Source organism: Cupriavidus mimosae (assembly GCF_023952485.1).
GTDB classification, from domain to species: Bacteria; Pseudomonadota; Gammaproteobacteria; order Burkholderiales; family Burkholderiaceae; genus Cupriavidus; species Cupriavidus taiwanensis_C.
In genome coordinates, this window is the sequence record NZ_JALHRY010000005.1 from 150576 (window position 1) to 175626 (window position 25051).

24 protein-coding genes are annotated in these 25051 nt (G+C 68.7%); 14 read left to right on the top strand and 10 right to left on the bottom strand.

Translation table 11 applies throughout. From position 1 onward, the window contains the following. The first annotated feature begins 197 nt into the window (after window positions 1-197). Window positions 198-536, top strand: coding sequence for an RcnB family protein (locus tag MKD50_RS11355; protein WP_111518251.1), 339 nt, complete (start codon window positions 198-200; stop codon window positions 534-536). Between the two features lie 65 nt (window positions 537-601). On the opposite strand, the gene MKD50_RS11360 is transcribed toward MKD50_RS11355, so the two are convergent. Next, entirely contained in the window at window positions 602-832 is a 231-nt protein-coding gene (locus MKD50_RS11360; RefSeq protein ID WP_231942155.1) for a PA2433 domain-containing protein, read from the bottom strand. A 464-nt stretch (window positions 833-1296) separates the two neighbouring features. Here MKD50_RS11360 and MKD50_RS11365 point away from each other — a divergent pair, with 464 nt between their 5' ends. The 3 genes from MKD50_RS11365 (at window position 1297) to MKD50_RS11375 (ending at window position 3488) form a co-directional block, all read left to right on the top strand. After that, window positions 1297-2301 (top strand): collagen-like domain-containing protein, encoded by a 1005-nt coding sequence (locus MKD50_RS11365; RefSeq protein ID WP_252667161.1) that lies wholly within the window; start codon window positions 1297-1299, stop codon window positions 2299-2301. Window positions 2302-2517: 216 nt separating this feature from the next. Then, complete coding sequence (locus tag MKD50_RS11370; protein ID WP_252667162.1) at window positions 2518-3027, top strand: ion channel; 510 nt, start codon at window positions 2518-2520, stop codon at window positions 3025-3027. A 101-nt stretch (window positions 3028-3128) separates the two neighbouring features. Beyond that, window positions 3129-3488 carry a hypothetical protein gene (locus tag MKD50_RS11375; RefSeq protein WP_240073694.1) on the top strand — a complete coding sequence of 120 codons (360 nt, stop codon included), beginning with the start codon at window positions 3129-3131 and terminating at the stop codon, window positions 3486-3488. A 34-nt stretch (window positions 3489-3522) separates the two neighbouring features. On the opposite strand, the gene MKD50_RS11380 is transcribed toward MKD50_RS11375, so the two are convergent. Continuing rightward, the gene (locus MKD50_RS11380) at window positions 3523-4440 is read right to left on the bottom strand and encodes a MurR/RpiR family transcriptional regulator (protein ID WP_252667163.1); all 918 of its coding nucleotides are present in this window, start codon (window positions 4438-4440) and stop codon (window positions 3523-3525) included. Window positions 4441-4838: 398 nt separating this feature from the next. On the opposite strand from MKD50_RS11380, the gene MKD50_RS11385 reads away from it, so the two are divergent. The 6 genes from MKD50_RS11385 to MKD50_RS11410 are packed head-to-tail and all read left to right on the top strand — an operon-like array spanning window position 4839 to window position 11344. Continuing rightward, window positions 4839-5255, top strand: coding sequence for a type IV pilin protein (locus MKD50_RS11385; protein WP_240073696.1), 417 nt, complete (start codon window positions 4839-4841; stop codon window positions 5253-5255). Between the two features lie 2 nt (window positions 5256-5257). Beyond that, the gene (locus MKD50_RS11390; RefSeq protein ID WP_252667164.1) at window positions 5258-5752 is read left to right on the top strand and encodes a GspH/FimT family pseudopilin; all 495 of its coding nucleotides are present in this window, start codon (window positions 5258-5260) and stop codon (window positions 5750-5752) included. Then, window positions 5749-6384 (top strand): type IV pilus modification protein PilV, encoded by a 636-nt coding sequence (gene pilV / locus MKD50_RS11395; protein WP_240073698.1) that lies wholly within the window; start codon window positions 5749-5751, stop codon window positions 6382-6384. Before MKD50_RS11390 ends, pilV begins: the two co-directional genes overlap by 4 nt. Continuing rightward, a complete protein-coding gene (locus MKD50_RS11400) occupies window positions 6381-7445 on the top strand; it encodes a PilW family protein (protein ID WP_252667165.1) in 1065 nt (354 codons plus the stop codon). Before pilV ends, MKD50_RS11400 begins: the two co-directional genes overlap by 4 nt. Before the next feature lie 32 nt (window positions 7446-7477). Next, window positions 7478-8032 carry a pilus assembly PilX family protein gene (locus tag MKD50_RS11405; RefSeq protein WP_115705797.1) on the top strand — a complete coding sequence of 185 codons (555 nt, stop codon included), beginning with the start codon at window positions 7478-7480 and terminating at the stop codon, window positions 8030-8032. Window positions 8033-8074: 42 nt separating this feature from the next. Then, complete coding sequence (locus tag MKD50_RS11410) at window positions 8075-11344, top strand: pilus assembly protein (protein WP_252667166.1); 3270 nt, start codon at window positions 8075-8077, stop codon at window positions 11342-11344. Between the two features lie 18 nt (window positions 11345-11362). Here the strand turns inward: MKD50_RS11410 and MKD50_RS11415 are convergent, their stop codons facing one another. The 7 genes from MKD50_RS11415 to ilvA all read right to left on the bottom strand — a co-directional run bounded on the left by MKD50_RS11415 (window position 11363) and on the right by ilvA (window position 19350). Then, a complete protein-coding gene (locus MKD50_RS11415) occupies window positions 11363-12847 on the bottom strand; it encodes an efflux transporter outer membrane subunit (protein WP_252667167.1) in 1485 nt (494 codons plus the stop codon). A gap of 11 nt (window positions 12848-12858) precedes the next feature. Continuing rightward, the gene (locus MKD50_RS11420; RefSeq protein WP_240073702.1) at window positions 12859-14016 is read right to left on the bottom strand and encodes an ABC transporter permease; all 1158 of its coding nucleotides are present in this window, start codon (window positions 14014-14016) and stop codon (window positions 12859-12861) included. Beyond that, entirely contained in the window at window positions 14013-14984 is a 972-nt protein-coding gene (locus MKD50_RS11425) for an ABC transporter ATP-binding protein (protein WP_252667168.1), read from the bottom strand. Before MKD50_RS11425 ends, MKD50_RS11420 begins: the two co-directional genes overlap by 4 nt. Further along, on the bottom strand, window positions 14981-15970 hold the full coding sequence (locus tag MKD50_RS11430; protein ID WP_252667169.1) for an HlyD family secretion protein: 990 nt from the start codon (window positions 15968-15970) through the stop codon (window positions 14981-14983). Before MKD50_RS11430 ends, MKD50_RS11425 begins: the two co-directional genes overlap by 4 nt. After that, window positions 15967-16704 (bottom strand): TetR/AcrR family transcriptional regulator, encoded by a 738-nt coding sequence (locus MKD50_RS11435; RefSeq protein WP_252667170.1) that lies wholly within the window; start codon window positions 16702-16704, stop codon window positions 15967-15969. Before MKD50_RS11435 ends, MKD50_RS11430 begins: the two co-directional genes overlap by 4 nt. A gap of 257 nt (window positions 16705-16961) precedes the next feature. Continuing rightward, window positions 16962-17795, bottom strand: coding sequence for an NADPH-dependent 7-cyano-7-deazaguanine reductase QueF (gene queF / locus MKD50_RS11440; RefSeq protein WP_111518284.1), 834 nt, complete (start codon window positions 17793-17795; stop codon window positions 16962-16964). A 16-nt stretch (window positions 17796-17811) separates the two neighbouring features. After that, window positions 17812-19350 carry a threonine ammonia-lyase, biosynthetic gene (gene ilvA, locus MKD50_RS11445; protein ID WP_115706203.1) on the bottom strand — a complete coding sequence of 513 codons (1539 nt, stop codon included), beginning with the start codon at window positions 19348-19350 and terminating at the stop codon, window positions 17812-17814. Between the two features lie 298 nt (window positions 19351-19648). On the opposite strand from ilvA, the gene otsB reads away from it, so the two are divergent. The 4 genes from otsB to MKD50_RS11465 all read left to right on the top strand — a co-directional run bounded on the left by otsB (window position 19649) and on the right by MKD50_RS11465 (window position 24195). Further along, on the top strand, window positions 19649-20455 hold the full coding sequence (gene otsB / locus MKD50_RS11450) for a trehalose-phosphatase (protein WP_115705811.1): 807 nt from the start codon (window positions 19649-19651) through the stop codon (window positions 20453-20455). A gap of 13 nt (window positions 20456-20468) precedes the next feature. Next, a complete protein-coding gene (locus MKD50_RS11455; protein ID WP_240073706.1) occupies window positions 20469-22334 on the top strand; it encodes a glycoside hydrolase family 15 protein in 1866 nt (621 codons plus the stop codon). Between the two features lie 83 nt (window positions 22335-22417). Continuing rightward, window positions 22418-23809: an alpha,alpha-trehalose-phosphate synthase (UDP-forming) gene (otsA, locus tag MKD50_RS11460; protein WP_115705815.1), complete on the top strand. Its 1392-nt coding sequence runs from the start codon at window positions 22418-22420 to the stop codon at window positions 23807-23809. A 32-nt stretch (window positions 23810-23841) separates the two neighbouring features. After that, on the top strand, window positions 23842-24195 hold the full coding sequence (locus MKD50_RS11465; RefSeq protein ID WP_240073707.1) for a 4a-hydroxytetrahydrobiopterin dehydratase: 354 nt from the start codon (window positions 23842-23844) through the stop codon (window positions 24193-24195). A gap of 241 nt (window positions 24196-24436) precedes the next feature. On the opposite strand, the gene MKD50_RS11470 is transcribed toward MKD50_RS11465, so the two are convergent. Then, on the bottom strand, window positions 24437-25042 hold the full coding sequence (locus MKD50_RS11470; RefSeq protein ID WP_252667171.1) for a nucleotidyltransferase family protein: 606 nt from the start codon (window positions 25040-25042) through the stop codon (window positions 24437-24439). Window positions 25043-25051 lie beyond the last annotated feature (9 nt).

Consider the following 25051-nt stretch of genomic DNA (forward strand, 5'->3'; position numbering starts at 1 on the left):
GCATTCTAGCCACGGGTGGCGCCTGAGGCGCTCCCCCGAATGGGGGCCTGACCGGCAAACAATTGTGAACACGCGCGCCCGCGCTTGCTCATGGCGCCGCGGCCGCCGGATGCCCGCTTGGCGGCATTTGTGACTAATCTGGTAGATGCTGTCGGATCCTCCGGCAGTTCGGTTTTCCCGTACGCAAGGAGATCACGATGAAGACCAAGAAAGCGATGCCAGTGTTGTTGCTGGCGGCAAGCGTGCTGGCGGCGCCGTTCGCGATGGCGCAGGGCGGTGCCAGGTCCAGGCCGATGACCGAACCCATGGCCGCGTCCGCGCCGATGGCGCAGAGCTCGCCCTATATGCAGGTGCAGCAGTGGAAAAAGGGCGACCGGCTGCCCACCGAGTTTCGGGACCGCCAGTATGTGATCGACGACTACAAGCAGTACAACCTGCCCGCGCCGCGCAAGGGTACGCGCTGGGTCGGGATCGGCGCCGAGTATTACCTGGTGGCGCCCAACGGCGTGATCCAGCAGGTCGGGTCAGGCTCCTGAGGCCAGAACATTGAAAAACCGCCACGCCTGACGCGTGGCGGTTTTTTTTGTGTTCACATCGGCTGTCAGATGCCCAGGATCTTCTTCGCCTCGAGCAGCGACTTCATCGATTCATCGTGCTTGCCGGCCTTGTGATAGGCCTCGCCGTCGGCGCGCAGCTTGGAGACCTTGGCGGCGTCCTCGGTCGAGAGCTTCGGGTTGGTCGACAGCTTGGCATCGATGGCCTTCATCTCGTTGGGACAGTTATGGGCGAATGCCATGCCGGTGGCGCCGCACAGCACGATTGCCGTGACCATGGAAAGGAACTTGCGCACGCTAGCCTCCACGCAGAACGGTTGGAGTATTCAGCATAGTGCATGGCACTGCCATTGGCGGCAGTCTGGCCGGCGCCGCGGAACATACCCTCTGGAAGGGGTAGATCGCGCGCTTTTGTTTCTCATTTGAACGCTGCCACGGCGGCCTGTTACCGGCCATGCCATGCGCAACTCATCCGATATTCAACCATTTGGGCGAAGCCGGCGCCGGGGCCCGGCAGGGCCATTCCGATGGCCTGATCACGCATTTTCACTGGCCTTTTTTGCAGGCTGACTCGACTGCCGGGCATGGCAATGGCCACGGCATTTTTGTGTATCGGCTGGCGCTTCAGGGTTGAAACAGCCCATGCGAAGGCACGATTTATCGCAGTCGCCTCCCTGTCTAGATTGGAGCTACCCGGCATCGCACCGGGCCTTCAATCCATGAAAACGGGGGGCTTCCACCAATGCAACAGATCGACCTGAAACGCGCGGCGCTTCCGCTCGCCTGCCTTGCCATCCTGCTCGCCGGTTGCGGCGGCGGCGGTGGCGATTCCACCACCGCCGGGGCTGGCCCGGCCGCGAGCGTGCCCGGCCCCGCCGGCGCCGATGGCAAGTCGATCCTGTCCGGCACTAATGCGCCAACCGCCGACATGGGCAGCGATGGCGATTTCTACCTCAATGTCTCGAGCTCGACGCTGTACGGCCCGAAGGCCGGCGGCGAGTGGCCCGCCGGGGTGTCGCTGATCGGCCCGCAAGGCGTGGCCGGGGCGCCGGGCGCCACGCTGCTGCATGGCGCGGCCGATCCGACGAAGGCGGACGGCGCGGTGGGCAGCTTTTACCTGAATACCACCACCAGCACGCTGTTCGGGCCGAAGACCGCGGACGGGTGGCCGGCCGGGATCTCGGTGGTCGGCCTGACCGGCCCGGTCGGGCCCGCGGGCCCTGCAGGCGCCGACGGTGCGCCCGGTCCTGCCGGAGAGCAGGGCGAGCAAGGTGAGAAGGGCGACAAGGGCGACAAGGGCGACCCCGGCCAACCTGGCACGGGCGCCACCGTCTACACCGCCAACTTCGCCGTCACGGCGCCGCCGGGCGGCGTCGGCACCTATGTCATGACCGGTACCGGGCTGACGCTGCAGAGCAGCGACCCGTACTTCGGCGCGGTGATGCCGGTGGCCTGCGAGGGCGGCTTCACCCTGACCGCGATCCTCGCGGGCCAGGTGCCGGCCAAGGCGGCATACACCGTCACGGCGCACCGTGTCGCCAGCGGCACGGCGCTGGACCAGGTCGACGTGCTGCCCATCACCGACGCGTCGCAATGCATGCTCGACAACAGCGAGCGCACCTGCTCGGCGCCGGCGACCATGCCGGTGGCCGCCAACGACGTGGTCCAGGTACAGGTCAGCGGCAACAACAGCTTCAACTGGGGCGGCGGGCTGTACGTGAACCTGTCGTGCAAGTCCGGTAACTGAACCGCGGCGCGGCGTCGCGCCCTGCAATACAGCGGCCGCCAGGCCGCCTTCCTGACCCTCTGCCAGGGCCGCCGGCGCACCACGCGCGCGGGCCACGTAGCGCGTCCTGGTTTTCCCCCACGCCTTCCGGTGTTATTTTGGAGGGCGTCATTTTTTTGCCCGTCCCGATCCGTACCATCCCGATCGCACTGACGTCATACGGGAGCGCCCCCGCGCATGGAAACTTCCGCCGAACATTATTCGCTGGCACTGCTGTGCGCCGCCGTGCTGACCGTGACGGTGGTCGGCATCCATTACGAGGCGCTGCGCCTGCTGTCCGCGATGCATCCGCGGCGCTGGAGCGGGCGCATGAATATCGGCGTGCTGATCGTCTGCATCATCCTGGTCCATTGCCTCGAGGCGCTGGTGTTCGCCGCTGGTTTCTGGTTTGCCGACCGCGTGCTGGGGCTGGGCGGGCTGGCCGGCGTGGCGGTGCCCGGGGTCGAGGCCGCAGGCGCGCAGCCGGACGCACTGCGCTACGCCTACTTCGCGCTGGAAACCTTTACCACCCAGAGCCTTGGCGATATCGTGCCGGTGGGCGCCAGCCGCCTGATCGCCAGTATCGAGCCGCTGGTCGGGCTGGTCCTGATCGGCTGGTCAACCTCGTTCACCTACGTCATGATGCGCCGCGACTGGGAGCTGGAGCGCGAGGAGGGCGGCGAGGGCGGCGAGCATCGCCGCGGCTAGTACCTGGCGGCATCGCAAATGCCGGTAGTGCCAGTCCCCGCGCGAACGATTAAGCTCGCGGTATTTGCCAGAAACCGTCGAGCCAGAGGAGACATCGCATCATGCCAAGACGCCAGCGAATCCTGACCCGCATTGCCGCCTTAGTTGCCTTTGGCGCCCTGGTGGTGGCATGCGGCGCGCATGCGCAGAGGCAGGACCAGGGCGGTGCCGCCGCCGCCATCAATGACGCCGTGCAGCAAGGCACCAACCCCTACCGTCCCGACCCGTCGGCGACGCCGGCCAGCATCCAGTCGGACGAGTGCCGTGCGCTGGCCGAGCAGATTGCGCAGGCGCCCAAGCGCGAGTACCGCGCCACCGGGCCGGCCATCGAAACCGCCCAGGGCCGCATGGTGCCGGAGCTGGAACGGGACCGGCCGAAGAAGTCGCTGCAGCAGGCATACCAGGAGAAATGCACGCAGTAAGCCGCCCGGCCGCGATTTCGAACCGGGCGCGGGCTCACCCGTGCCCGGGCGTCACGTAGGCGCCGGTGCGGTGCAATTCGCCCTCGGCCTGCTCCAGCGCACGGATGGCGCCCTTGCCCTTGCGCGCCAGCAGTTGTTCGACCAGCGCCTCGACCACGGCCACGCCGGCCGTGATCGACGGGAAGAACGACGGGCTTTCGACCGAGAACAGCAGCGTGCAGTCCGCGGCCAGCGCGATCGGCGCCACCGTGCTGTCGGTCAGCGCGATCACCTTGCAGCCGCACTCGCGCGCGGCCTCGGCCACGCGGATGCTTTCCTGCGAGTACGGGGCGAAGCTGACCACCACCACCGCATCCTTGGGCGACAGCCCGCGCAGCTCCATCTCGAGCGTACCGGCATCGGCGCGGATCAGGTTCACGGTGCTGCGGAACAGCCGGTAGACATAGTGGAAGGTGAAGGCGATCGGGAAGCATGCGCGGAAGCCCGCCACATGCACGCAGGCCGCGTGCGACAACAGCTCCGCGGCTTGCGGCAGCGTTTTATCGTTGCTGGCGGCGATCCGGTCCAGGTTGTGGTGCTGCGCCTCGAGCATCTCGCCCAGCATGCGGCTGGCGCTGCTTTCGCGCACCACCTTGCGCGCGCGCCGCGCATACGGCTGGGTGCCGCCGCGCAACGCCTCGACGAACAGCTCGCGCATGGCCTGCCAGCCCTCGAAGCCCAGGTGCTGCGACAGCCGCACCAGGGTGGCGGGCTGCACCCCGGCGCTGGCCGCGATCTTGCGCATCGACAGCACCGGCACGTCCTGCGGATGGTCGAGCAGGTAGCGGGCACCGCCCTGGAACTGCGTGCTGAGGGTGGGAAAGCCGCGGCGCAGCAGTTCCAGCAATGCCTCCAGGTCATGGGGCGGCGCTGGCGAAGATGGCGGCGATGGCGGCGCTGGATCGGACGGCATGGTGGCTCCGGCTTCAAGAATGTAACGATTGTTGCACAGGTGCGCTCGCCTGCGCACCGGGTCGGGGCGATGGCGGGGGATTAACGTCCGGGCCGGCCGGAATCTTTACCCCTGATGACCCGCGGCCCTGCCACTGTCACTTCGCTACAACGCCGGTCCACCGGCATCGTATTTTCCTTACCCGCGTAACGGATCGTGACTTACACTCCGCGCCATAACCTCCGGAATTCGGTCGTCCGGAACATAATGAGTAGCGGAGCGCGAGCATGGGACATAGAAGCCCGGCAGTGCGACTCGGTGGGAGGGTCAACCCGCCGTTTCGGGTCATATTCAGGGGCATCCCGGGGGTCGGATCCTACGCAGGCATCCGGGCTGGCGGGACTCAGGGGGCTGCCGGCATGCCATGCCGGGGCAGGCCGCCGCATGGCTTCACGCTGATCGAAGTAATGATCACCGTAGCGGTCATCGCCATTCTTGCCGCCGTCGCCATTCCCAACTACAGCCGTTACGTGGTGCGCTCCAACCGCGCCGCGATCGAGTCCTTCATGCTCGAGGTCTCCAGCGCGCAGGAGCGCTTCCTGGTCGACAACCGCGCCTATGCCGCCAACCTCGGGGCGCTCGGCATGTCGGTGCCCGCCGGGCTTGCCACGCGCTACGACGTCACGGTGACACCGAACGCGGCGCTGCCGCCGGGCTACCGCATCGTGGCCACGCCCAGGGGCAGCCAGCTCGGCGACACCGATTGCGGCACGCTGACGCTGACCAGCGCCGGCGCCAAATCCGCGTCGGGCGCAGGCACCGACTGCTGGAACTGACCATGCGGCCCAACCCTTCCCATGCGAGCGACCCGAGGCGGCGCGTGCGCCGCGGCTTTACGCTGATCGAGCTGCTGTGCGCGTTGTCGGTGCTGGCGATCCTGGCGGTCGCGGCCGCTCCTTCCTTTGCCGCGCTGATCGCCAGCCAGCGCGTGCGCAGCGCCTCGCTCGACCTGGCTTCGGCGCTGGTGCTGGCGCGCAGCGAGGCGGTCAAGCGCAATGCCACGGTTTCGCTGGCACCGGCCGGCGCCGCCTGGACCGCCGGCTGGACGGTGAGCGCGGGTGCCGAGACGGTACGTTCGTTCGGGCCCTATGGCGGGCTGACCATCACGCCCAGTTCGGCCGGCGGCCTGGCGCTTGGCAACGACGGCCGGCTGACCGGCGCGGCGATGACTTTCGAGTTCGCGCCCGGCGGCGATACCTCGGCCACCACGCGGGTGTGCGTGCAGGTCAGCGAGACCGGCCGCATCGCCTCCACCAACGGAGCCTGCACATGACGCGCATCGCCATGTCGTGCATCGCCATGTCGCGGCAGCGCCTGCCGGCGCGCCGCGCGCAGGCCGGCTTCCTGCTGATCGAAGTGCTGGTGGCGGTGGTGATCCTGCTGGTCGCGCTGCTGGGCACCGCCGGGCTGGTGGCGCGCTCGGGCCAGACCGAGATGGAGTCCTACCAGCGCGTGCAGGCGCTGGCGCTGCTGCAGGACATGGCCGCGCGCCTGAACGCCAACCGCCAGGTGGCAGCGTGCTATGCCAACGGCGCTGCCGGCATGCAACTGGGCAGCGCGGCCGCCCCGCCCGCCGCATGCACCCAGGGCAGCGCCGCGCAGAACGCCACCGCCGACGCCGACCTGCAGGCCTGGAACGCGGCCTTGCTCGGCAGCGCCGAGATGCGCCCGGGCGCCAGCGCGGTCGATCCGGCGCAAGCCGTGGGCGCAATGATCGGCGCGCGCGGTTGCATCGAGACTGTCGACGCGGCCAACCAGGTCTATCGCATCACCGTGGCGTGGCAGGGCCTGGCCACCACGGCCGCGCCGGCGCTTGGCTGCGGCAAGGACCAGTACGGCAACGATGCCTATCGCCGCGCGGTCAGCACGCAGATCCGCATCGGCACCCTCGGGACCGTGTCATGACCGCGTCGCATATTTCCGTGTCTACAGTCCGGGCCCGCGCCACGCGCCTGCGCCGCCAGCGCGGCATCTCGCTGATCGAGCTGATGATCGGCATCACCATTGGCCTGGTGCTGCTGACCGCACTGGCCAGCCTGTATTACGCCAACAGCCTGTCGCGCACCGAGTTCGCCAAGGCCGCCGAACAGGTCGAGAACGGGCGCTATGCGCTGGAGCAGATCCGGCGCGAGGTGGAGCTGGCGGGGTTCTTTGGTGTGGGCAATATCGCGCGCGGCAACAAGGCCGCGGAGCCGGCACTGTGCGCGACCGACCCGGCCGCGCTCGGCTTCTCGCCCATCGCCGAAACCGTGCCGGTGGCGCTGGCAGGCTATGCGCCCGGCGTGGTGGCGCCGTGCCTGCCGGACCTGGCGCCGACTTCGGAGGTGCTGGTGGTGCGGCGCGTCTCGACCACACCGGTGGTGGCGCCCGCGCCGGGATCGGCTTACCTGCAGGTCTCGGCCTGTTCGCAGGATGCTCAGAGCTTTGTCTTCGACGCCAGCGGCGCGGCGGCGTTCGGCTTGCGCACCAAGGCCTGCGACGCGGCGCAGCCGGCCGAACTGCGCCGGGCCATGGTGCGCATCTTCTACCTGGCCGGCTGCGACCGTTGCAGCAACGGCGGCGACGGCATTCCGACGCTGAAGATGGCCGAGCTGGTCAATGGCGTGTTCCAGGCGCGCTCGGTGGCTCAGGGCGTGCAGGACATGCATGTGCTGTACGGCGTGGACCAGGACAGCAACGGCTCGGCCGACTGCTATGTGACCGATCCGCGCGCCAACAACAGCGCGGTGTGCACCGCCGTGCCGGGTTATGACTGGGGCGTGGCGATCAACAACCTGGCCAATGTCACCACCGTGCGCGTGCACCTGCTGGCGCGCACGCTGAAGCCTTCCGGCGGCCATACCGACAACCGCACCTACGAAATCGGCCGCGCGGCGGCCGCGGGTCCGTTCAACGACGGCTACAAGCGCCACGTCTACGCCCAGGTCGCGCGCCTGGTCAACGTGGCCGGCCTGCGAGAGCAATAACGCCATACCGGCACCACACCGCGATGAGAACCATGATCAAGTCAACCGGCGGCGGGCTGCGCCGCAGTCAATCCGGGGTCACGCTGGTGGTGACGCTGGTGTTCATGGTGATGTTCCTGATGATCGCGGTGGCCATGGTCAATTCCGGCCTGATCAACGTCAAGGTGGCATCCAACCAGCAGCACAGCGCCGAGGCACGTGACGTGGCGCAGCAGGCGATCGAGCAGGTGATCAGCGACGACTTCACCAAGGCGCCGGTGGCGGTGGACGTGCCAGTCGACGTGACCGGCGACGGCACCGCGGATTACGTGGCGCAGGTGGCCGTGCCGACCTGCGTGACCAGCAAGCCGGTAGCCAAGGTGATCGATCCGGAGAAGCATCCCGAGGATGCCGAATGCACGCTCGGCAGCAGTACCGGCAACGGCAATCTCGTGGTGGGCCCGGGCGGCGCCAACGTGGTCAGCTCGCTTTGCAACGATACGCAGTGGGATGTCGCCGCCACCGTCAATGACGCCAACACCGGCACGGTCGCGACGGTGCACCAGGGCGTGGCCGTGCGCACGCTGTATGGCTCCACCTGCCCCTGATTGCCACGGGCGCGCCGCAGATCTTTAAAAGGAAAAACCAGCATGTCCATGCCCGCCCGCCGGCTTCGCGCCTATGCCGCCTGTGCCACGGCCCTGCTCGGGCTGACCGCCGCGCCTGCGGCGCTGGCCGAAGACATCGACCTGTTCACCGGCCTGCAGAGCAACGCCGGCGCGCGCCCGAACGTGCTGCTGATCCTGGACAACGCCTCGGCGTGGAACGCCAATGCGCAGGTCGATTGCGAAACCCCGGGCGTGGTAGGTCCGAACAACCTGAACAACAACGTCGGCGCCGAGCAGTGCGCGCTGTACAAGGCAGTGTCGGACCTGATCCGTGACCCTAATACCGTCGGCATGATCAACCTTGGCGTGATGATGTTCGGCGGCAGCAATAACTCCGGCGCCCAGTTCCGCTTCCCGAACGTCACGCCGCCGACCGCGCCGTCCGGTCTGGTGCTGCTCGACCAGACGGGCGGCGAGCAGATGCTGGCGTTCATCAAGAGCATCGACCGCACCAAGGACAGCTCCAACAACTCGCAGGTCGGCGGCGCCATGCAGGAAGCGTGGGCGTTCTTTTCCGGCAAGACCGGGCTGTCGGGCACCACCTACAAGTCGCCGATCACCAATCCGTGCCAGAAGAACTTCATCATCTACATTGCCAACGCGCTCAACAACGGCAAGCCGCAGGACACCGGCCAGGACGCGTACGACAAGCTCAGGGAGGCGGGTGCCACCGCCGCGCAGCTCACGCCGATTCCGCTGTCCCGGGGCAATAACATCGACAACTGGGGCGATGAATGGGCGCGTTTCCTCAACGGCATGGACCTGAACGCCGCCAACAACGCGGGCTCGGCCACGGCCACGCGCCAGAACATCATCACCTACACCATCGGCGTCACGGACGGCAGCAAGCAGAGCCTGGACTACCTGGAGTTCGTCAACAGCATGGCCACCAAGGGCGGTGGTGGCAACTTCACGGTGCGGGCCGGCGACGACGACGCGCTGGCCAAGGCGCTGAAGGACATCTTCAACGAGATGCAGGCGGTCAACAACGTGTTCGCCTCGGTCAGCCTGCCGGTCAGCGTGAACGGGCAGGGCTCTTACCTGAACCAGGTCTACATCGGCATGTTCCGCCCGGACGGCAAGGCGCGCCCGCGCTGGGTCGGCAACCTCAAGCAGTACAAGCTGGGATACGACACCAACGGCAACCTGGTGATGCTCGACGCCGGCGTGCCGGGCGGGACCGAGCAGACGGCGAAGAGTGCGATCAGCAATGCCGGCACGGGCTTTATCTCGCCCAATGCGCGCAGCTACTGGACCGAGGATCCGCCAAAGCAGGTGGCCAGTTCCAGCCTCGTCACGGACTGGCCTGCCGACGGCTTCTGGAAGAATGCCTCGGCGCAGCTGCGCAACGCCAAGGACGCGCCCGACGGCGAGATCGTCGAGAAGGGGGGCGCCGGCGAAATGCTGCGCGCCGACTACCTGACCAGCCAGAGCGGGCGCCGGCTGCTGACCTGCGCCGATGCCAAGTGCAGCAAGGGCACGCCGCTGGCCGCCTTCAATGCCGCCAACAAGGCGCTGACCGAGGGCAGCGGCCCGTCGCTGCTGAAGACCACGGCGGCGGACGCGGCCAACATGATCGACTGGGTGCGCGGCAAGGACGTCTTTGCCGCACTGACCGGCACCGATCCGAAGAAGGAAGCCGAGCCCGGTCCCGGCGGCAACGTCACGGTGCGCGGCTCGATTCACGGCGACGTGCTGCATTCGCGTCCGGTGGTGGTCGACTACGGCGGCAGCACCGGCGTGGTGGTGTTCTACGGCGCCAATGACGGCGTGTTCCATGCCGTCAACGGCAACCGCACCGGCGCGATTTCCACCACCGCCGGACAGGTGCGCGCCGGCGGCGAGCTGTGGGGCTTTGTCGCGCCCGAGTTCTACGGCAAGCTGGCGCGCCTCTACAACAACGCGCCCGAGGTGCGGCTGACCGGCAGCCCGCAGGACACCGCCGAGGTCCAGTTCACACCGCGCGACTATTTCTTCGACGGCACCACCACGGTCTACCAGGACCTGAGCAACCCGGCCGCGCCGCAGGTGACCATCTACCTGACCGCGCGGCGCGGCGGCCGCCTGGTGTATGCGCTGGACGTCAGCGATCCGGCGCAGCCGAAGTACCTGTGGAGCAAGACCAGTGCCGATATCCCGGAACTGGGCCAGACCTGGTCGCAGCCGCGCGTGATGCGCGTGCGCGGCTACAGCACGCCGGTGCTGATCATGGGCGCCGGCTACGACCCGGACGGCGAAGACACCGACCCGGCGTTCGCAGGCGATGCCAGCGCGACCAACAAGCAGGGCCGAGGCGTGCTCGTGCTCGACGCCGCCACCGGCAACGTGGTCTGGGCTGCCCTGGCCAGCTGCGCCGGCATCACCACCGGCACCTGCGTCACCATCGACAGCCGCGCGATTCCATCCGACGTCGCGGTGGTCGACCGCAATGGCGATGGCTATGCCGACAAGGCCTACGTCGGCGACGTGGGCGGCAATGTCTGGCGCATCGACTTCGGCGCGCTGGAAACCGACGTGCCGTCGACCTGGACCGTCGGCAAGCTGGCCCAGCTGGGCGGGGCGGTGAACACCAACGACGCGCGCAAGTTCCTCTATCCGCCCGATGTGGTTGCCACCGGCAAGTACGATGCCGTGATGATCGCCTCGGGCGACCGCGAGAAGCCGCTGTATTCGCTGAGCCAGACCCCCGGGGCGGCGCAGAACGTGCGCAACCGCTTCTATATGGTCAAGGACCCGAATGTCGACCGCAGGTTGCCGGCAACGTGGACCGCGGTCAAGGAGGCTGACCTGGTCGACGCGACCAGCGTGGCCTACCGCGATACGGCGGTGGCGAGCGGTTTCTACCTGGCGCTCGAGTTCGGCGAGAAGGCAGTCAATGCACCGCTGACCGTGGCCGGCTATACCTACTTCGGCACCAACACGCCTTCCAAGGTCCAGCCCGGCGCCTGCTATCCCGACCTCGGCGTGGCGCGCGGCTACGCGGTATCGTTCCTGACCGGTCAAGGCATGAACAACGGCCCGCGCTATGTCACCTTCGACAACGGCGGGCTGCCGCCGTCGCCGGTGTTCGGCATGGTGTCGGTCACGCAGACCGACGGCTCGACCCGGCTGGTGCCGGTGCTGATCGGCGGCGGCAAGGCGGGTGGCACCGGCGGCGACGACAAGTCTTCGCTGGGCGGCCAGGAAGTCAAGCCGGCCAGTGCCGGCAAGCGCAAGCGCACCTACTGGTACACGCAGAGCGACAAGACCTGAGCGTGGGTTCGAGCGCCGCTAGCGCGGCGCCGCCGCCATCGCGGCGTCCTCTTCCCACCACCCACCCCCCAGCGCCTGCAGCAGCGCCGCCGAATCCCCCAGCCGGTCGGCGCGCGCCTGCGCCAGTTCCAGCGCGGCCTGGCGCGACTGCCGTTCGGCATCCAGCAGCGCCAGCTGGCTGACGCCGCCGAGCCGGTACTGTTCCGACACCACCGCCAGCGTATCGCGCGCCTGCCGCGCGCTGTCGGCGCGTTCGCGCAGCGCGGCGGCGTCGGCCTCGAGCGCGCGCAGGGCGTCGGCGACATTCTGCAGGCCCTGCAGCACCGCTTGCCGGTATGCGGCGAGCGATTGCTCATACGCCGCTTCCGCCGCGCGCTTGCGGGCCTGCAGTTCGCCGCCGCGGAATACCGGCTGCACCAGGCCGGCAGCCAGGCTCCAGACGTTGAGGCTGCTGAACAGGTCGCGCGCCGCGGTGGCCTGGGTGCCGCCGCTGGCGCTCAGCGTGACCTGCGGATACAGGTTGGCGGTGGCCACGCCGATATTGGCCGAGGCCTGGTGCAGCAGCGCCTCGGCCGCGCGGATATCGGGCCGGCGGCGCGCCAGCGTGGCGGGCAGGGTCACCGGCAGCGTGTCGGGCAGGTGCATGGCATCGAGATGGAATTCCGGCAGCGCGGCCGCGGCCGGGGTCTGGCCCGTGTAGACCGCGAGCTGGTGCCGGGTGGCATCGAGCTGGCGCTGCAGCGCCGGCACCAGCGCCTGGGTTTGCGCCAGCTCCGCGCGCCGGCGCTGCACCTCGACGCGTGCCACGCCGCCCGCGCGCAGGCGGGCCTCGGTGATGCCGAGCTGGCGCTGCTGCGCCGCCACCATCGCGGCAGTGTCGGCCAGTTGCGCGCGCAGGCCGGCTTCGCGGATGGCCGCGGTGGCGATGTTGGCGGCCAGCGCCAGGCGCGCGGCCTCGAGCTCGTAGCGCTGGTAGTCGACCGCAGCCTGCAGGCCTTCCAGCTCGCGCCGCTGGCCGCCGAACAGGTCCAGCGCATAGGACACCTGCACCGTCGCGCCGTACAGCGTGAACGGGCCGGGGCTGGGAATGGCGGTGATGCCCAGCGACTGGAAATCGACCTGCTGGCGCGCGGTGTCCAGCTTCGCGTCGATGGCAGGCCAGCGCGTCGCGCCGGTGCGGGCGGCCAGGTTCTCCTGCGCCTCCAGCAGCCGCGCGCGGGCCTGCGCCAGCGTCGGGCTGGCCGCAAGCGCGGCCCGGATGGTGTTGTCCAGCGCCGGACTGCGGAACAGCGTCCACCACTGCGCCGGGACATCGGCGCCCGCGGCCAGCGTCTGCGCGTGGGACTGGCCCGACGCGTCGGCGCTGTCCGCCGCAACCGTTGCCACCGGCTGCGGACCCGGCACGTAGCCGGCGTCGTCCGGCGGCGCCGGCAACTGGAAATCGGGACCGACCGCGCAGCCGCACAGCAGTGCGGCGGCAAGCAGGGAGATAAGACGTTGCATGGCCAGCCCCTTCAATCGAGCGTGCGCCGGTAGAAGCGCACCGCGATCGCCATCACCACCACGATAAACAGTGCCATTGGCCACAGATTGGGCCATAGCTCGAACCAGCCGTTGCCCTTGAGCAGGATGCCACGCACCATGCGGTGGAAATAGGTCATCGGCAGGATGTTGCCGATCGCCTGCGCCCAGCCCGGCATGCCGGCAAACGGGAACATGAAGCCGGACAGCAGGATGTTGGGCAGGAAGTAGAAAAAGGTCAGCTGCATCGCCTGCAGCTGGTTCTGCGCCAGCGACGACAGCGTGATGCCGACGGTCAGGTTGGCCGCGATGAACAGCAGCGCCGCCAGGTACACCGCCAGCACCGAGCCGACAAAGGGCACGCTGAAGATCCAGCGCGCGGCCAGCAGCACAATGGTCGACTGGATCAGGCCGATGAAGATGTACGGCACGATCTTGCCGGTCATCACCTCGAGCGGCCGCACTGGCGTGGCCAGCAGGTTCTCCATGGTGCCGCGCTCGCGTTCGCGCGTCATCGCCAGGCCGGTCATCATCACCATCGTCATCGTCAGGATCACGCCCATCAGGCCGGGGACGATGTTGTACTGGGTGATGCCTTCCGGGTTGTAGAGCCGCTGCACCTGCACGTCGAAAGGCGGCCTGCCGCCAGCCAGCGGCGCCAGCGAGCCCTTCAGGTCATGCGTGGCCACGCTGTAGGGCAGCTGCGGCAGCGCGGCGATGGCCTGGCCGGTGGCGGAAGGATCGGTGGCGTCGGCCTCGACCAGCAGCGCGGGCCGTTCGCCGCGCAGCAGCCGGCGCGTGAAGTCGGGCGGGATGGTCAGCACGAACTGCACCTCGCCTTTCATCAGCGCTTCGCGCCCGGCGCGCTCGTCGGGCAGCGTGCCGACCAGCTTGAAGTAGGTCGACTGTTCCATGCTGGCGATGAACGAGCGCGTGAACTCGCTCTGGTCGGCGGCGATCACCGCGGTCGGCAGCTGGCGCGGGTCGGTATTGATGGCAAAGCCGAACAGCAGCAGCTGCATGATCGGCAGGCCGACGATCATGCCGAAGGTGACGCGGTCGCGCCGCAGCTGCAAGAATTCCTTCAGCACGATGCTCCACCAGCGCTGCAGCGAGAAGCGTGGCGGCGTTGAAGAAGTGGCCGGCGTCATGACGCCTCCTTTTTCTTGCGCGCCATGTTGTCCTCGGCGCCGCTCATCATGTGGATGAACACGTCTTCCAGGCTGGTCTGGGCCTGCTCGATGCGCCGGCCCGGCCCGGCCAGTCGCGCGAGGGTCTCGGCCAGCGCCTGCGCATCGCGCCCGGTCACGTGCAGCGCGGTGCCGAACGCCACGGTCTGTTCCACGCCCGGCGCGCCCTGTAGCTGCGCCGACAGCGCCGCGAGATCGTCGCCTTCCACGCTCCAGGTCGACAGCCGCTGGCTGGCCACCACTTCATCGGCGGTGCCCTGCGCCAGCAGCCTGCCGTAGGCGATATAGGCGAGCTTGTGGCAGCGCTCGGCCTCATCCATGTAGTGCGTGCTGACCAGCACCGAGATGCCGCGCGCGGCGAGCTGGTGCAGCTGTTCCCAGAAGTCGCGCCGCGCCTTGGGATCGACGCCGGCGGTGGGTTCATCGAGCAGCAGCAGTTCCGGCTCGTGCAGCAGGCAGGCCGCCAGCGCCAGGCGCTGCTTCCAGCCGCCCGACAGCGCGCCGGCCAGCTGCGCCGAGCGCGTGGCCAGGCCCAGGTCCTCGAGCGCGCGCTCGACCGCCTCGCGCCGCCTGGGCATGCCGTACACGCGCGCGACGAAGTCCAGGTTCTCGCGGATCGACAGGTCGTCCCAGTACGAGAACTTCTGCGTCATGTAGCCGACGCGGCGCTTGATCTCGTCGGCCTCGGTCAGGATGTCGTAGCCCAGGCAGGTGCCCGCGCCGGAGTCCGGCGTCAGCAGTCCGCACATCATGCGGATCGAGGTGGTCTTGCCGCTGCCGTTGGGGCCGAGGAAGCCGAAGATCTCGCCGCGCGCGACCTGCATGCTGAGGTCGTTGACGACATGCTTGTCGCCGAAGTGCTTGTTCAGGCCGCGCACGTCGATGGCGAGGCCGAGGTGGTTGCCGCTGGGGTTGGCGGTCGTGTTCATTGCTGCACCACTTCCACCGGCTGGCCGGGCCGCAGCTTGGGCGCGTCGGCGGCAGACGGGCGCGCCTCGACCAGGAACACCAGCTTGCGCCGGGTCTCGTTGCTGTAGATCACCGGCGGCGTGTACTCGGCCTCGTTGGCGACATAGCTGATGGTGGCGGCCACCGGCGCGGCGCAGCCGTCGCAGCGCACCTGCAGCGCCTGTCCGTTGCGCAGCGCGCCGACCACCGCTTCCGGCACGTAGAAACGCACCTTGACGTTGCCTGGCGGCAGCATGCGCACCACCGGGCTGCCCGCCGGCACCCATTCGCCCAGTCGGTAGGGCACGTCGTAGACCAGCCCGGCTTGGGTGGCGGCCACGGTCTTGCGCGACAGCTTCCACTGCGCCTGCGCCAGCGCGGCGCGCGCGGCCGCCACCTGCGCGGCCTGCGCCGCCTGCTGCGCCTCGCGTCCCGGCAGGCGCGCCACGTCGATATCGCGCTGCAGCTCGCGCACGCGCGCGGCGTCGCTGCCGGCTTGTGCGCGCGATTCGTCGAGCTGCGCCTGGGCGATGCCGCCGATCTCGTATTGGCGCTGGTCGCGTCGCAAGGCCGCGGCGCTGCGCTGGGCCTGGGCCTGTGCCTGCGCCAGCTGGGCCCGGCTGACCTCGACTTCGAGCGGGCGCTTGCCGGTCTTCAGGTCCTGCAGCGTGGCTTCCGCCGCGCGCAGCTGGTCTTCGGCCTGCTGGCGCGCGGCGCGCTCGTCGTCGGCTTCGAGCGCGAACAGCGCCGCGCCCTGCGCGACCTGCTGGCCGCGCTGCACCGAGAGCGTGTCGAGGCGCCCGGCGAAGGGCGAGGCCACGCTGACGAATTCACCTTCGACGTAGCCCTGCCAGCTATCGGTGCGTGCGTTGCCGCAAGCGGCGGCAAGCAGCGCGGCGCCGAGCAAGGCAGTGGTGCGCAACGCTGTGCGCAGGCGCGGACGATGGATGGAAGCAGCGTAGTTCATGCGGACTCCGGAGAATGCCGGGCCGTGCGGCCCTTCCGTTTGGCGGCGTCTGCGGGCGTCTTCGGCTGCGCGGTTGCCGGCGCCGCGGACAGCCCATGCCTCAGCAGCGCCGTGACATGGCGCACCAGGGCATCGGTATCGACCGCTTCCGCGCCGGGCAGCCGGCGCCAGATATGCGTGGTGGCCAGCGGCAGCAGCGTCAGTCCGATCAGCGACGGCACCACCAGCGCCGGTTCCAGGCCGGGGTTGAGCTGCCCACGCCCAATGGCTGCCGCCAGCGGCGCCATCAGCGCGCCGGCACGTTCGAGCGCAAAGCGCTTGAGCACGCGCTCGCGCAGCGCGCCGTCGTCGCTGGCCACTTCGCGGATCCACAGGCCCGGAAACCAGGGGGCGTCGGCGACGGCGCGGATCAGTCGGGTGGCGATGCCGACCAGCATTGCCAGCGGCTCCTCGCCGGGCTGGCTGCCAGCAAAGAACTGGGCCACCAGCGGCTGCACCTTCTCTTCGATCACGACATCGAGCAACAGGTCGCGGTCGCTGAAGTAGTAGTGCACCAGTGCCGGGGTAACGCCCGCCAGCGCCGCGATGGCCTTGACCGGCGTGCCGGCCACGCCCTGCCGCGAAAACAGCTCGGTGGCCGCGTCGAGAATGCGCTCGCGCTGGCCGGGCTGGCCCGCCGCCGGTCGGCCCGGGCTGCGCCTGGGGGGCTTGGGAGAAGCGGGTTTGCGGGGCATGGCGGCTGGCTCGGCGGAACGGGTGTTCAGCTAATATTAATTTTTGCGTTAATTAATTCAAGGGCGGTTACAACTTGGACGCGCGCCAGGCCGTCCGCAGCGGCTATGTGCTTTTTGGGGGGATTTGGGGACGGTCGGCAAGCAACGTTGCCGCCGCACGCGGCGCAAGACGGGTACCCTCTCCCAGGCAGGAAAGGGGTGAAAACAGGCGCGGCAGAGAACCTGCCGTCGCGAATTACCGAAGAGGCAACGCCGGCCTACTGCCGAGCATTCCTCTTGTTATCCGGCCACGCCGTATTGAAGTTGGTGCGGAACGGATTGATGTCCAGGCCCCCGCGTCGCGTATAGCGCGCATACACCGCCAGCTTGACCGGCTTGCACTGGCGCATCACGTCCATGAAGATGCGCTCGACGCATTGCTCGTGGAACTCGTTGTGGTTGCGGAACGAGATCAGGTACTTGAGCAGGCCTTCCTGGTTGATCGGCGCGCCCACGTAGCGGATCTGCACGCTGCCCCAGTCCGGCTGGCCGGTGACCAGGCAGTTGGACTTGAGCAGGTGCGACACCAGCGTTTCTTCCACCGGCGTTTCTTCCTGGTCGGCGCTGAGCAGTTCCGGCGCGGGCTCGTAGCGGTCCACCTCGATGTCGAGGCGGTCGAGCAGCAGGCCGTCGAGTTCGCCCATCTTCTGCGTGCCGAGGTCTGCTTCGGTCACCAGCCGCACCTGCACTGTGCCGCCAGTGGCTTCGGACAGGTCGTGGTGCAGCAGTTGCTGCAGCGCTTCCGGCGAAGCGATCCGGGTCTGGTTGAACGAGTTCAGGTAGAGCTTGAACGACTTGGACTCGATGATGTTGGGCGTATCCGAAGGGATGATGAAGGTGGCCAGCGCCACCTGCGGCTTACCCTTCAGGTTCAGCCACGACAGCTCGTACGCGTTCCAGATGTCGACGCCGAAGAACGGCACCGGCCTGCCCTCGGGCAGGCCGATCTCGGTGCGCTTGGGCTGGCGCGGGATCGGGAACAGCAGGGTGGCGTCGTACTCGGTCTTGTAGGCCGAGGGCTTGCCCAGCGGCGAGTGTTCGGGGAGGCTCATGGGGCGCTCGGCGGGATCAGGACAGGAACAGCTTGTACACCGGGTTGTCGGTCTCGTCCCAGTGTACGTAACCCAGCGTCGAAAGGAAGGCGCGGAAGGCGCGCTTCTCGTTCTTGGGCACCTGGATGCCGACCAGGATGTTGGAAGTGTCGGCGCCCTGGTTGCGGTAGTGGAACAGGCTGATGTTCCAGTTCGGGCTCATGCTCGACAGGAACTTCATCAGCGCGCCCGGGCGCTCCGGGAACTCGAAGCGGTACAGCAACTCGTCGTGCGCCAGCGCCGAGCGGCCGCCCACCATGTAGCGGATATGCTGCTTGGCGAGCTCGTCATTGGACAGGTCGAGCGTGTCGAAGCCATGCTTGCGGAAGCTGGCGGCGATCTTGTCGTTCTCGGCGCGGCTGGCGATCTGCACGCCGACGAAGATATGCGCCATGCTGGTGTCGGCGATGCGGTAATTGAACTCGGTCACGTTGCGCGTCCCCACCAGCTCGCAGAAGCGCTTGAAGCTGCCGCGCTCTTCCGGGATGGTCACCGCGAACACGCCTTCGCGGGCCTCGCCCACCTCGGCGCGTTCGGCGACGAAGCGCAGGCGGTCGAAGTTCATGTTGGCGCCGCAGGCGATCGCCACCAGGTGCTGGCCCTTGAGCTTCTCGCGCTCGGCGTACGCCTTCAGGCCGGCCACCGCCAGCGCGCCGGCCGGCTCGAGAATGCTGCGGGTGTCCTGGAACACGTCCTTCACGCCCGCGCAGATCGCGTCGGTATCGCACAGGATGATGTCGTCGACCAGTTCGCGCGTGACGCGGAAGGTCTCCTTGCCGACCAGCTTCACCGCGGTGCCGTCCGAGAACAGGCCCACTTCCTTCAGTTCGATGCGCTTGCCGGCATCGACCGAGCGCTTCATCGCGTCCGAATCGACGGTCTGCACGCCGATGACCTTGATCTCGGGGCGCACCGCCTTGATGTACGCGGCGACGCCGGAGATCAGCCCGCCGCCGCCGATGGCGACGAACACGGCATGGATCGGGCCGGGGTGCTGGCGCAGGATTTCCATGGCGATGGTGCCCTGGCCGGCGATCACCTCGGGGTCGTCGAACGGGTGGATGAAGGTCAGCTTGTGCTTCTTCTCCAGCACCGCGGCGTGGTTGTAGGCGTCGCTGTAGGACTCGCCGTGCAGCATGATCTCGACCCACTGGCCGCCGCGCTCGCGCACGGCGTCGATCTTCACCTGCGGCGTGGTCACCGGCATCGCGATGATGGCCTTGCATTGCAGCCGGGCCGCGGCCAGCGCCACGCCCTGGGCGTGGTTGCCGGCCGATGCGGCGATCACGCCGCGCTTGAGCTCTTCCGGCGACAGCGAGGCCATCTTGTTGTACGCGCCGCGCAGCTTGAAGGAGAAGACCGGCTGGGTATCCTCGCGCTTGAACCAGACCGAGTTGCCGGTGCGGGCCGACAGCTGGTGCGCGTAGGTCAGTTCGGTCTCCTGCGCCACGTCATAGACCTTGGCGGTCAGGATCTTCTTCAGGTAATCGGGTCGGGCGGCGGACTGGCGGGTCATGGTCTCGGGGCTGGCCGGCGCGCGCCATTGGCGCGCAAAAAAAGCCGGGAAATTCTGGCGGAAACCGTCAATGATAAAGGATGCCGGCCTGGCGCACCCGGCCGGGGCGGTGCAGCCGCCGCCTGGTGGCCGCGTCGCGGGAGCCGCGCCGGCGGAGTGGATCGGCATTCACTCGAGGCATGTTGCGGGCGGCCGGTCGGGCCGGCACCGGACTTGCATCGGCCCCGGGTTGCGCTTGCGCCATGTAGGACGGCGCCCGGTGGACGCCGGTCAAAACGACGTGTTACGGTGTCACGCGATGCCACAGCTACCGCTAATCGAACCCAATACCGCCCTGTTTCTCGACTTCGACGGCACGCTGGCCGACCTGGCCCCGCGGCCCGAACTGGTGCAGGTCGAACCAGAACTGGTCGGCACCCTGCGCACGCTGTACCAGCGTCTGGACGGCGCGCTGGCCGTCATCTCCGGGCGGCCGATCCTCGAACTCGACCACTTCCTGCAGCCGCTGCAATTGCCCGCGGCCGGCATCCACGGCGCCGAATTCCGCACCGACGGCGGCATGGTGTCCAAGACCCACGCCCCCGGGCTCGAACCGCTGATTCCCCACCTGGAAGCGCTGGTGCGCGCCTACCCGGCGCTGCGGCTGGAGCGCAAGTCCGTCGCGGTCGCGATCCACTACCGGCAGGCGCCCGAGCTGGCCGGCATCGTCGATGCCGCGGTCACTGACGTATTGCGCCATGCCGTCGGCCTGGAAGCGCTGCCGGGCAAGATGGTGGTCGAGATCAAGCCGGCCGGCGTCGACAAGGGCGATGCCATAGCGGCCTTCATGAAGGCCGCGCCGTTTGCCGAGCGCGTGCCGCTCTTTGCCGGCGACGACATGACCGATGAGCCCGGCTTTGCCGCGGTGCGCAAGCTGGGCGGGCTGGGCGTGCTGGTGGGCCAGCGCGAGACCGTCGCCGCGGTGAGCGTGCCCGGTCCGGCCGCGCTGCGCAGCTGGCTGCACCGCTCGGCGCGTGCGCTGGCGTCATCCGCAAGCGCCGGCGCACCGCGCGCCGTGCCCCACGAGGCCGGACCAGGCCCGGGCCGGCGCCCCACGACATCGTAACGGAGAACCTGCCGTGACCAACCCGAGCAGCCCGGCCGAGCTGGGCAAGCCGCCCACCGAAGGCGTGAACCGAACCGTCGACGGCGGTACGCGCTTCGCCAACCCGTCGCTGTCGCTTGGCATGATCGGCAACTGCGCCATCTCGGCGCTGGTCGATTGCCGTGGACGCATCGTCTGGTCTTGCCTGCCGCGCTTCGACGGCGACCCGGTGTTCAATGCGCTGCTGGACCCGAGCGAGAACGCCGGCCATTTTTCGATCGAGATCGAGGACTTCCATTCGTCGCGGCAGTGGTACGAGCCCAATACCGCGGTGCTGCGCACGCGGCTGACGGACATCCACGGCAACTGCCTGGAGATCACCGATTTCGCCCCGCGCTTTTTCCGGCTCGGGCGCTATTTCCGACCGACCACGCTGGTGCGCCGCATCCGCCCGGTGCGCGGCGCGCCGCGCGTGCGCGTGGTGGTGGCGCCGCGCTTCGAATGGGGCCGCAAGGCGCCGCAGATCACGCGCGGCAGCAGCCACGTGCGCTACATCGGCGACGACATGACGCTGCGCATGACCACCGACGCGCCGCTTGCCTACGTGCTGTCGCACACGCCGTTCCTGGTCACGCGCGGGCATAACTTCATCCTGGGCCCGGACGAGACCCTGGCGCACGGCGTCGAAGAGACCGCGCGCGATTTCGAGCAGGAAACCACCGCTTACTGGCGCCTGTGGAGCCGCCGCCTGGCGGTGCCGCGCGAATGGCAGGACGCGGTAATCCGCGCCGCGATCACGCTGAAGATGTCGCTGTACGAAGAGACCGGCGCGATCGTCGCGGCCATGACCACCAGCATTCCGGAAGCGCCGGGCAGCGGCCGCAACTGGGACTACCGCTTCTGCTGGCTGCGCGATGCCTTCTTCGTGGTGCGCGCGCTCAACAGCCTGTCCGAGGTCGGCACCATGGAGGACTACCTGCGCTGGCTGTCCAACGTGGTGATGCAGTCGCAGGACGGCCATATCCAGCCGCTGTACGGCATCGGCCTGGAGCGCGAGCTGCCCGAAAGCATGCTCGACCACCTGCCCGGCTATCGCGGCATGGGACCGGTGCGGGTCGGCAACCAGGCGCAGGAGCACTTCCAGCACGACGTCTATGGCAACGTGGTGCTGGGCGCGGCGCAGGCCTTCCATGACCACCGGCTGCTGCATCGCGGCGGCGCGGCTGAGTTCGGCCGCCTCGAAGCGGTCGGCGAGCAGGCGGTGCGGGTGTTCGGCACCCCCGACGCCGGCATGTGGGAGCTGCGCACGCGGGCGCGCGTGCATACCTCGTCGGCGCTGATGAGCTGGGCCGCCTGCGACCGGCTCGCCAAGGTGGCCGAGAAGCTGGTGCTGCCCGAGCGCGCCGCCTACTGGCACGGCCACGCCAACCACATGAAGGAACGCATCCTGGCCGAGTCGTGGAGCGAGTCGCGCCAGGCCTTCGCCGAAAGCTTCGGTGGCCGCGAGCTCGACGCCAGCGTGCTGCTGATGGCCGAGGTCAATTTCATCGACCCGCGCGACCCGCGCTTCATCGCCACCGTCAAGGCGCTTGAGACCTCGCTGTGCGATGGCCCCTACATGCGCCGCTACGAGGCCCCGGACGATTTCGGCAAGCCTGAGACCGCCTTCAATATCTGTACCTTCTGGCGCATCGACGCGCTCGCGCGCATCGGCCGCCGCGAGCAGGCGCGCGAAATCTTCGAGGCCATGCTGGCCGCGCGCAACCCGCTCGGACTGCTGTCCGAGGATACCCATCCGGTGACCGGCGAGATGTGGGGCAATTTCCCGCAGACCTATTCGATGGTCGGGCTGATCAATGGCGCCATGCGGCTGTCGGCGCCGTGGGATACGGTGATCTGAGCGGCGATGAATGAGTGGGGGGCGGCATCCGCGCACGGCACGCAGTGCCGGCACCAAGAACAAGGAACTGAAGAAAAACATCTATGCCAAGACTTGTAGCGGTATCCAACCGGGTCGCAGATCCACGCAACGTCGCCGCGGGCGGCCTGGCCGTCGCGCTGTCCGAGGCCCTGCGGCAGACCGGCGGCCTGTGGTTCGGCTGGAGCGGCAAGGCGCTGGAAACCGCCCAGGGTGGCACCCCCGGCGAAGGCGACCTGCACCTGCAGCAGGCCGGCAACGTCACGCTGGCCACCGTCGACCTGAGCCGCGAGGACCACGACGCCTACTACCTGGGCTACAGCAACGGCGTGCTGTGGCCGGTGTTCCACTACCGGCTCGACCTGGCGGATTTCGATTCCAACTTCCTCAACGGCTACCGGCGCGTGAACCAGCTGTTCGCGCGCAAGCTGGCACCGCTGCTGCAGCCCGACGACATCATCTGGATCCACGACTACCACCTGATCCCGCTGGCGTCCGAGCTGCGCGCGATCGGCTGCGGGCAGAAGATCGGCTTCTTCCTGCACGTGCCGCTGCCACCGCCGCTGATCCTGGCCGCGATCCCGCAGCACGAGTGGCTGATGCGCGCGCTGTTCGCCTACGACCTGCTCGGCTTCCAGAGCCATGCCGACGTCGAGCATTTCTCGCGCTACGTGCAGGCCGAAGCGCAGGCCGAGCCGATGGGCGAGCATCGCTACCGCGCCTTCCACCGCACGGTGCGGGCGCAGGCGTTCCCGATCGGCATCGACGTCGACGAGTTCATGGAACTGGGCCGCGGCGAGGAAGCGCAGGAAACCTACGAGATGATGTGCGCGCAATATGCGCGCCGCCGGCTGCTGCTGGGCATCGACCGGCTCGACTATTCCAAGGGCCTGCCGCAGCGGCTCAAGGCGTTCTACCGGCTGCTGGCCGAGTACCCCGAGAACCGCTCGAGCGCAACGCTGGTGCAGATCGCCGCGCCCTCGCGCGAATCGGTCGACGCCTACGTCGACCTGCGCCGCGAGATGGAGCAGCTGAGCGGCTCGATCAACGGCGAGTTCGGGGAGCTCGACTGGATGCCGGTGCGCTATATCCATCGCACCACCGCGCGCAAGCGGCTGCCCGGGCTGTGCCGCGCCAGCCGCGTGGCGCTGGTGACGCCGCTGCGCGACGGCATGAACCTGGTGGCCAAGGAATTCATCGCCGCGCAGGACCCGGAGGATCCGGGCGTGCTGGTGCTGTCGCGCTTTGCCGGCGCGGCCGAGCAGCTGCGCGAGGCGCTGCTGGTCAATCCCTACGACACGCGCGCCACCGCGCAGGCGATCCAGCAGGCGCTGCACATGCCGCTGGCCGAGCGCCAGCAGCGCCACCAGAAACTGCTGGAGCGCATCCGCGCGCAGGATGTGCACTGGTGGAGCCAAGAGTACCTGCGCGCACTGACCGAGACCGAAGGCGCATAAGGCAGGGCGCCTTGCGGTCGGGGAGCAAGACCATGAGCGAAAACCTGGCAACGCAATCCTGCACGCCTTGCCGCGGCGGCGTGCCACCGCTGACGCCCGACGAGGCCGAGGCCCTGCTGCAGCAGGCGCCCGGCTGGGAACTGGCCGATGGCGCGACGCGGCTCGAGCGGCGTTTCAGCTTCGGCAATTTCGCGCAGGCGCTGGCGTTCGTGAGCGGCGTCGGCCAGCTGGCCGAGGCGCAGGGGCATCATCCCGAGATCAGCTTCGGCTGGGGACATGCGACGGTGTCTTGGCGCACCAAGAAGATCAAGGGCCTGCACCGCAATGATTTCATCATGGCGGTGAAGACGAGCGAGATGGCGGAGGCGCAGCAGGGCGGCGGCTGAGGCGGCTTGCGGCGTGGCTCGCAGCGTTGCCGTTCGAAAACACGCAGCGGCGGCGCTGCCTGTAGCCCTCTAACCTCCCCCTTGTGTACTCCCTCTCCCGCTTGCGGGAGAGGGTTGGGGTGAGGGTGGGAGCATCAACGAAGTGAAGGCCATCGCTATTGCCACCGCCCGCCCTCACCCCAACCCTCTCCCGCGCGCGGGAGAGGGGAGCACACCGGCGGAATGCGAGGGTGCCTCAGCTTCAGCGCAGATCCGCCGGCGTATCGATATCCCGGAACGCGCCCTCGTCCTCGGTCAGGATCCGCGTCACCGGCTTGTCCTTCAGCAGCGCGCGCGCGCCTTCGTCGCCGTCCAGCGCCAGCAGGGCGTCGCGCCAGGCCGCGCCAAAGCCCACCGGATGGCCGCGTTGCCCGTTGCGCCATGGCGCGGCGATGGTGTCGGGTGTGGTGATGGTCAGCGCCACCGCGCGGATCAGTTCCATCGGCAGCCAAGGCATGTCGGCCAGCGCCACGACCCAGCCGCGCGCTTCGGGCGTTGCCGCCACGGCGGCACGCAGCGCCGCGCCCATGCCGGCTTCGGCCTCGGGCGCTTCCAGCACGCGGCAGCCGCCGCGGCGCAGTTCTTCCGCCAGCGCCGGGTTGCCGGGGCGGATCACGGCAATCGATTCGGGCAGCGCCGCGGCCAGCGTGCGGGCGCTGCGCCAGGCGACGGAGCGTCCGCCGGGGAGCAGCTCGAGCAGCTTGTTGCGCTGGCCGGCGGCATCGAAGCGGCGGCCGAAGCCCGCGGCCAGCAGGATGCCGGTGGGCAGGTCGGTGCGGAGCAGGGGAGCGTTGGGGGCGGCGGTCATGGCGGCACT

Coding starts and splice junctions, on each gene's coding strand:
- MKD50_RS11355 (WP_111518251.1), top strand. CDS start 198: ATGAAGACCAAGAAAGCGATGCCAGTGTTGTTGCTGGCGGCAAGCGTG.
- MKD50_RS11360 (WP_231942155.1), bottom strand. CDS start 832: ATGGTCACGGCAATCGTGCTGTGCGGCGCCACCGGCATGGCATTCGCC.
- MKD50_RS11365 (WP_252667161.1), top strand. CDS start 1,297: ATGCAACAGATCGACCTGAAACGCGCGGCGCTTCCGCTCGCCTGCCTT.
- MKD50_RS11370 (WP_252667162.1), top strand. CDS start 2,518: ATGGAAACTTCCGCCGAACATTATTCGCTGGCACTGCTGTGCGCCGCC.
- MKD50_RS11375 (WP_240073694.1), top strand. CDS start 3,129: ATGCCAAGACGCCAGCGAATCCTGACCCGCATTGCCGCCTTAGTTGCC.
- MKD50_RS11380 (WP_252667163.1), bottom strand. CDS start 4,440: ATGCCGTCCGATCCAGCGCCGCCATCGCCGCCATCTTCGCCAGCGCCG.
- MKD50_RS11385 (WP_240073696.1), top strand. CDS start 4,839: ATGCCATGCCGGGGCAGGCCGCCGCATGGCTTCACGCTGATCGAAGTA.
- MKD50_RS11390 (WP_252667164.1), top strand. CDS start 5,258: ATGCGGCCCAACCCTTCCCATGCGAGCGACCCGAGGCGGCGCGTGCGC.
- pilV (WP_240073698.1), top strand. CDS start 5,749: ATGACGCGCATCGCCATGTCGTGCATCGCCATGTCGCGGCAGCGCCTG.
- MKD50_RS11400 (WP_252667165.1), top strand. CDS start 6,381: ATGACCGCGTCGCATATTTCCGTGTCTACAGTCCGGGCCCGCGCCACG.
- MKD50_RS11405 (WP_115705797.1), top strand. CDS start 7,478: ATGATCAAGTCAACCGGCGGCGGGCTGCGCCGCAGTCAATCCGGGGTC.
- MKD50_RS11410 (WP_252667166.1), top strand. CDS start 8,075: ATGTCCATGCCCGCCCGCCGGCTTCGCGCCTATGCCGCCTGTGCCACG.
- MKD50_RS11415 (WP_252667167.1), bottom strand. CDS start 12,847: ATGCAACGTCTTATCTCCCTGCTTGCCGCCGCACTGCTGTGCGGCTGC.
- MKD50_RS11420 (WP_240073702.1), bottom strand. CDS start 14,016: ATGACGCCGGCCACTTCTTCAACGCCGCCACGCTTCTCGCTGCAGCGC.
- MKD50_RS11425 (WP_252667168.1), bottom strand. CDS start 14,984: ATGAACACGACCGCCAACCCCAGCGGCAACCACCTCGGCCTCGCCATC.
- MKD50_RS11430 (WP_252667169.1), bottom strand. CDS start 15,970: ATGAACTACGCTGCTTCCATCCATCGTCCGCGCCTGCGCACAGCGTTG.
- MKD50_RS11435 (WP_252667170.1), bottom strand. CDS start 16,704: ATGCCCCGCAAACCCGCTTCTCCCAAGCCCCCCAGGCGCAGCCCGGGC.
- queF (WP_111518284.1), bottom strand. CDS start 17,795: ATGAGCCTCCCCGAACACTCGCCGCTGGGCAAGCCCTCGGCCTACAAG.
- ilvA (WP_115706203.1), bottom strand. CDS start 19,350: ATGACCCGCCAGTCCGCCGCCCGACCCGATTACCTGAAGAAGATCCTG.
- otsB (WP_115705811.1), top strand. CDS start 19,649: ATGCCACAGCTACCGCTAATCGAACCCAATACCGCCCTGTTTCTCGAC.
- otsA (WP_115705815.1), top strand. CDS start 22,418: ATGCCAAGACTTGTAGCGGTATCCAACCGGGTCGCAGATCCACGCAAC.
- MKD50_RS11465 (WP_240073707.1), top strand. CDS start 23,842: ATGAGCGAAAACCTGGCAACGCAATCCTGCACGCCTTGCCGCGGCGGC.
- MKD50_RS11470 (WP_252667171.1), bottom strand. CDS start 25,042: ATGACCGCCGCCCCCAACGCTCCCCTGCTCCGCACCGACCTGCCCACC.